The organism is Rhizobium sp. P1_E1, from assembly GCF_056406015.1.
The window spans coordinates 1-5683 of the sequence record NZ_JBFUAY010000254.1 but is presented as its reverse complement, the minus strand read 5'-3'; the positions used below and the strand labels follow the sequence as shown (position 1 = coordinate 5683).

The window sequence follows — 5683 nt, the reverse complement described above, 5'->3', positions numbered from 1 at the left end:
GGTTTTTCCTGAAGCCGCACGACGATCCGACGCATCCTCATCATTCCTAAAATTTCTACCTGAGCCGGACCCGGCACTATAATGTTTGAAAAGCCGGGATTTGGGGGCTGCTCAGTCGCCCTGTCTTGCGGCTTCCTGTTGCCCATTTCACAGCTCTGCAATTTGTACTTTCAGCGGATGTCCAGTGTGATCAGCTACGGCTGGCGGCGATCAGGGCGTGCGCTGCATCGCGGAGCAAACCGGTGGCCTCGCCGGGCTCAAAGAGCTGCATGCTGACAAAGGCGCCGTTGATCAGAACCGCGAGTTGACCGGCGAGCCGATCGGGCGCGGCAACCGCAAGCCCCTCGGCGATGGTCTTCAGACGCCGCCGCATCTCGCGCATGTGGGCTTCGGCGACCTTGCGGGCAGGGTGATCCGCTTCGGGAAATTCGGCTGCGGTGTTGATCTGCGGACAGCCTCGGTAGTTTTCCCGCCCGACCCGTTCGCCGATCCACTCAAAATGTGCATCGAGCATGGCCTCGGCATCGTCCGAATGCTGTTCCGTCACGCGATCCCAGGTGCTCCAGAAGTCCAGGTCTTCGCGCTTGAGGAAGGCCGCGATGAGGTCGTCCTTCGTGCCGAAATGGCGGTAGAGGCTGGTTTTGGCGACGCCGGATTTTTCGACCACAAGATCGACACCGACAGCACGCACGCCGCGCCGGTAAAAGAGTTCCGACGCCGTCTCGAGAATCCTATCCCGCACCTCGTTGCCGCCAGAGGCACGGGAGTTCGTTGCGCTTTTCGACATTCGTGTACCTCCAATGTCGCCAGCATAACAGCAAACGGATTGACACGCTACAGACCTGTATGTTTTATTTGGTACAGACAGGTCTGTAGCGATGGAGAAAACAATGACCATTTACGAAGCCGACATCACGGAGACGTCCCAATCTATCGCGGTCTTGGGAGCGAACGGCCATACCGGTCGTTTTGTCGTAGCCGAACTGTTGCGGCGCGGTCTCAAGCCCATCGCGGTTGGACGGAATGCCGAGCGGCTGGCGGCTGCGGGCTTTGCGGAGCGCGGCATCGAATGCCGCGAAGCAGCGGTCGAGGATGACGGGGAACTGGACAGGGCGCTAGCCGGCGCGGCGGCGGTCATCAACTGCGCCGGCCCGTTCATGGACACCGCCGACGCAGTGGTGCGTGCCGCGTTGCGAGCGGGGATTCATTATCTCGACGTGACGGCCGAGCAACCGAGTGTGCAGGCCACGTTCGAGAGGCATGAGGTTGCGGCCCTGGAAGCGGGCACAGCCGTCATCCCGGCCATGGGTTTCTATGGCGGCTTGGCCGACCTGCTCGTTGCAGCTGTCATGGACGAGTGGGAGCACGCCGACGACATCGAAATTCGAGTTGCGCTCGACAGCTGGCTCCCGACGAGAGGCACACGCGTTACCGGAGAAAGAAACACTGCACGGCGCCTGGCCGTCAGCGGTGGGCAGCTGGAGCCGGTGCCTCAACCGCCTGCTGAAAGGGTGTCGACTTTACCGGCCCCGTTCGGTCGGCAGACTTTCGTCGAGCTTCCCTTTTCGGAAGTGCCGCTGATCGCCCGGCACGTCCGGACGAAGGAACTGCACACCTTCTTGAGCACAGTCGCTCTGCGGGATGTCCGCGACTCGTCGACGCCTTCGCCGCAGGCAGTCGACGAATCCGGGCGTTCGGCGCAGCGCTTTGCCGTAGAAGTGATCGTCACGCAGGGTGACGTGCGCCGTCAGATTGTCGCACAGGGACAAGACATCTACGCCGTCACGGCGCCGATCATCTGTGAAGCGCTCCAGCGTATCCTCTCGGGGCGCATCCGCGATATCGGCGCAAAGGCGCCGGCAGCCATTTTCGATGCCGCTAGCTTCCTGCAGGCGCTCGGCCCGGATCTGTCGGTCGAGATATCGGAAACTTAGTTCGGAAACGCCAGACTTTCAGAAAGTCCCTCACAATGGCGTGGGGGACTTAATTCTCCTGGCGTATTCAGGGAGACTGTTCAGAACGATCGTCCCGCTCGGGCGATGATAGCGGATGGAATTCCGTTATCTTGGCAAGATTGCACATTCCCATCGAAACCGTTCCATTCTATTGGAGGAAAATATAAGGGAAGATTTTTTTACATTGTTTGCTGCAATTGGTTCTTTTATCTCCCGTTTCATCGAAACACGAAACGCCACGATATTGATCGGAGAGAGACAATGAACCCCGCCATGAACATGATGCCGATGATGAACAACATGATGCCTGCCATGATGAACCCGATGATGGGTGGAATGATGCCGATGATGTCAGGCATGCCCATGATGAACGGCGCCATGATGCCGATGATGGCCTCCATGCCGATGATGATGATGATGGGCTCCATGAAATGCACGATGACCGCCGAGGGCATGGTCTGCGAAATGAAGCCGATGGAAGGCATGGACAAGGACATGTTCATGGAATGCTGCAAGCGTATGATGTCCAGCGGCATGCCGATGATGATGAACTGCGGCGGCATGATGATGTGCTGCATGATGGCCGCCTGAGCCATCCGCCTCTCAAGGAAACGACCAAGAGCCTCCGGAGACGGGGGCTCTTTTTGTGTCAGACGCGAACGTCTTCGAGATAGGTCGTGACTAGGTAGAGGATTGCTTCCGTTCCCGTCATGTTGCGGTAGATGTGCGGCACGTCTGCATCGAAGATGATGGCATCGCCTTCACCCAGAATATGGGGTGCCTGCTTGCCGGCGATGATTTCGACGGTGCCCTGAGCAACGACCAGATTTTCGACCGTTCCATGCTGATGGGCATCGGCACTTTCGGTATGGTGCGGAGCGATCCTGAGCTCGTAGAATTCCACCTTTCTTTCGCCTTCGAAGGGGAAAAGAGCCCGTGTCCGGAAGCGCCCTTCAGAAGAGGCGAGGATCTTCGATCTTGCCCGCGGTACTGTAATGATCGAGGTGTCGCCGCGTTCGGCGATCAGAGCGGCGCAGGGAATACCGAGAGCAAGTGCAATCTTCGAGAGAATGCTCAATGTCGGGCTGCTTTTGCCCGTCTCGATTTGCCCGAGCATGGCGCGGCTGACGCCGGCGATCTTTGCCAGCCGGTCCAGGGAGTAGCCGCGGCGGGTGCGAATGCGCCGCAAATTCTGTCCTGTCTGAACCGTGATCTCTTCGGCGGCATCTCTCGCTTCGCCGTCGGGAAGAAGCGCTTGATCAGACGCCATATCCCGCAATGCCCATTGCCATGACCGGGACAAAGCCCCAATAGGGCACCCACATCAGAACCGGCTGCATCGCAAAGGATACGGGCGCGGCCGCCTTCAGCGCATCGGGCGCATCTTTGCTGCGAGATTGCCGATAGGCCTGGAAATCGATGACATCAGCCGTCTGCACTGGCATGAAAAGCTCCCGCTAAAATCTATAAGAAGCGTATATTTTCCGCAGAGGAAAAGGCAGGGCTTGTCATCCAATCGTTCCGCTGAACCGGAAATCTTATACCAATTATATTCGACCTTGCGGCAAAGCCATTTATGGCGAGCAATTTGCACGAGCTTCTCGCCAGGCTCGCGACATCATCATGCCGCCCACACCAGCGTCTCCAAAAGAAGCCGAACAAGTTCCCCTTCCTGCCGTCTTCCCGCACGCGAGGTCGAAGCGGTCGCTGGACCGGCGATCCCTTGTGACGATCGCCATGCAGCCTATGCGTGCTGGAGCGGCGGCGAACGTTTTTTTCAACCAGGCGAAGAAGGAGAGACGCACGTTCCTTTAATCTATCAATTTTGTAGACAATAGTTGGGGCAACGCAAAGAGAGGAAAAACCATGTCAGGTTTCAAACTCGTCGGCATCGCTGGCAGCTTCAACCGTCCATCGAAGACATTGGCACTTGTGCGGCACGTCGCCGAACGTGCGAGCATTCGTTACGGATTTGCGAGCAAGAGCTATGATCTGCATGATGTCGGTCCGTCGCTGGGCAGCGCCTTGTGGCGCAAGGATCTCGACGCGCAGGCCAGGCATGTCGTCGACGAGATCGTGCAGGCCGATGCCCTGATCATCGGCTCGCCAACCTACAAGGGCTCTTATCCCGGCCATTTCAAACACCTCATCGACCTGATCGACCCGCACGAACTTCGGGGCAAGCCGATCATCATCACGGCGACCGGCGGCGGTGACCGGCATGCGTTGATGGTCGAGCATCAGCTTCGGCCGCTGTTTGGGTTTTTCATGGCCCATACCTTGCCGACCGCCGTCTATGCGTCCGACCGCGATTTCACAAACTATGCGGTTTCATCCGACGCGCTTTTAGCCCGCATCAACGACGTGATCGGCGAATTGGCGGCCTTCTTTCCGGGCGCAAACCCGGCCCTGGCGGCAGCCGAGTAAGGATCGTCACCATGGCTCGATCTCAGGAAGCAACGATCACCGATGAGGAAAGGCCGGGGCCAAGCGAGCAATTGTGGAGCGTCTTCGAATTCGCCCGACGATATCGTCTCGCCAAACGCGAGGAGAACCGCCTGCTGATGCTCTACGGACCGACGGCATCGCTTCACGTTCTTCTCGCCAATGCACAACGTCATTCGCTGATTTCGTAGAGCAATTCCAGCAAAAGTGCACAGCGGTTTTGCGTCCGGAATTGCATGAAAACAAAGAGATAGAGCACCTCCGTGATTCGAAGAAAAACGGAAATGCTCTAGCCGAAGAATACCGGCTCCTGACAGGAGGTTCGCATGAAGCTTGATTTTCAGTTCTGGCTGAAGCTTTCGATCGGCCGGATCCTCGGCCTGAAGCCGCCCGCTGCACGGGAGCCTGTAAACGGATTGTTCATGCCGGACGACGAGCGCGACCGGTCCGCCCGCGAATACGAACTCCATTATTGGGGCACCATGCCCGGCCTTTGGTATTGAGGAGAACGGCGTGATGGCGATTGTCGTTGAGGCCGACCTGCGTCGGCACGGTGCGAGAAGAGCGGAAGGCAGCGTCATGTCGCATTTCAGGCATGCGGCCGGAATCTGCACGATCGTCAGCTCCTTCACATTCCTGTTCGCCCTGGTGATCGGGCTGGTCTGATGAGTGAGGTCAGATGTTTGCCCCGATCGGGAAAAGGACCGACGCGCAGCTTCAGAGAGGATGCCGTCAGATGATCGATGTACTTATTCTTCCCGGGCTTTTCGGCTCGGGAGAAGGGCATTGGCAACAGCACTGGCTGCAGGATCAGCCGGGCAGTCGTTGCGTCGCCCAGCAGGACTGGGATCATCCGAACCTTGACAGTTGGCTGCTGCGATTGGAAGGCGCACTTGAAGAGGCCGGCGAGGCCTATCTGGTCGCCCATAGTCTCGGATGCCTGCTTGCCGCCCGCTTGGCCGGGCGAAGTGCGGCGCGGCGCGTCAAAGGGGCATTGCTCGTTGCTCCATGCGATCTGCCGGCCACGGAAAACCTGCATCCGGGGCTTATCTCGTTTGGCGCCATGCCGACGGCGCCTTTGCCTTTTCCAAGCATCGTCGTCGGCAGCATGAACGATGCCTACATGACGGTCGATCGGTTGACCCTGTTCGGCCGCTTGTGGAACGCCGAGACCAGGAATATCGGCCTTGCCGGACACATCAATGTCTCCAGCGGCTTTGGCCGCTGGCGCAACGGCTACCGATTGCTGGAGGGCTTGAAGACGCAAACGCGCGGTCGAAGGC

General features: G+C 58.5%; 10 protein-coding genes. 7 read left to right on the top strand and 3 right to left on the bottom strand.

Annotation, left to right across the window (positions count from 1 at the left end; genetic code table 11):
• Nucleotides 1-190 precede the first annotated feature (190 nt).
• Nucleotides 191-787, bottom strand: coding sequence for a TetR/AcrR family transcriptional regulator (locus AC1D1Z_RS33175; RefSeq protein ID WP_028732321.1), 597 nt, complete (start codon nucleotides 785-787; stop codon nucleotides 191-193).
• Between the two features lie 103 nt (nucleotides 788-890).
• On the opposite strand from AC1D1Z_RS33175, the gene AC1D1Z_RS33170 reads away from it, so the two are divergent.
• Both AC1D1Z_RS33170 and AC1D1Z_RS33165 read left to right on the top strand, forming a co-directional pair.
• Nucleotides 891-1934 (top strand): saccharopine dehydrogenase family protein, encoded by a 1044-nt coding sequence (locus tag AC1D1Z_RS33170; RefSeq protein ID WP_131647028.1) that lies wholly within the window; start codon nucleotides 891-893, stop codon nucleotides 1932-1934.
• 282 nt (nucleotides 1935-2216) lie between these two features.
• Nucleotides 2217-2546 carry a hypothetical protein gene (locus AC1D1Z_RS33165; RefSeq protein ID WP_157213628.1) on the top strand — a complete coding sequence of 110 codons (330 nt, stop codon included), beginning with the start codon at nucleotides 2217-2219 and terminating at the stop codon, nucleotides 2544-2546.
• Between the two features lie 58 nt (nucleotides 2547-2604).
• Here the strand turns inward: AC1D1Z_RS33165 and AC1D1Z_RS33160 are convergent, their stop codons facing one another.
• A complete protein-coding gene (locus tag AC1D1Z_RS33160; RefSeq protein ID WP_018446120.1) occupies nucleotides 2605-3225 on the bottom strand; it encodes a helix-turn-helix domain-containing protein in 621 nt (206 codons plus the stop codon).
• Complete coding sequence (locus AC1D1Z_RS33155; protein ID WP_018246696.1) at nucleotides 3215-3400, bottom strand: hypothetical protein; 186 nt, start codon at nucleotides 3398-3400, stop codon at nucleotides 3215-3217. Before AC1D1Z_RS33155 ends, AC1D1Z_RS33160 begins: the two co-directional genes overlap by 11 nt.
• A gap of 421 nt (nucleotides 3401-3821) precedes the next feature.
• On the opposite strand from AC1D1Z_RS33155, the gene msuE reads away from it, so the two are divergent.
• The 5 genes from msuE to AC1D1Z_RS33130 form a co-directional block, all read left to right on the top strand.
• On the top strand, nucleotides 3822-4382 hold the full coding sequence (gene msuE / locus AC1D1Z_RS33150) for an FMN reductase (protein ID WP_047620426.1): 561 nt from the start codon (nucleotides 3822-3824) through the stop codon (nucleotides 4380-4382).
• An 11-nt stretch (nucleotides 4383-4393) separates the two neighbouring features.
• Nucleotides 4394-4591 carry a hypothetical protein gene (locus AC1D1Z_RS33145; protein ID WP_018246698.1) on the top strand — a complete coding sequence of 66 codons (198 nt, stop codon included), beginning with the start codon at nucleotides 4394-4396 and terminating at the stop codon, nucleotides 4589-4591.
• 135 nt (nucleotides 4592-4726) lie between these two features.
• A complete protein-coding gene (locus tag AC1D1Z_RS33140; protein WP_018246699.1) occupies nucleotides 4727-4903 on the top strand; it encodes a hypothetical protein in 177 nt (58 codons plus the stop codon).
• Between the two features lie 13 nt (nucleotides 4904-4916).
• Nucleotides 4917-5066 carry a hypothetical protein gene (locus AC1D1Z_RS33135; RefSeq protein ID WP_165505474.1) on the top strand — a complete coding sequence of 50 codons (150 nt, stop codon included), beginning with the start codon at nucleotides 4917-4919 and terminating at the stop codon, nucleotides 5064-5066.
• 70 nt (nucleotides 5067-5136) lie between these two features.
• The coding region (locus AC1D1Z_RS33130; protein ID WP_477853087.1) for an RBBP9/YdeN family alpha/beta hydrolase at nucleotides 5137-5683 on the top strand (547 nt) is incomplete at its 3' end.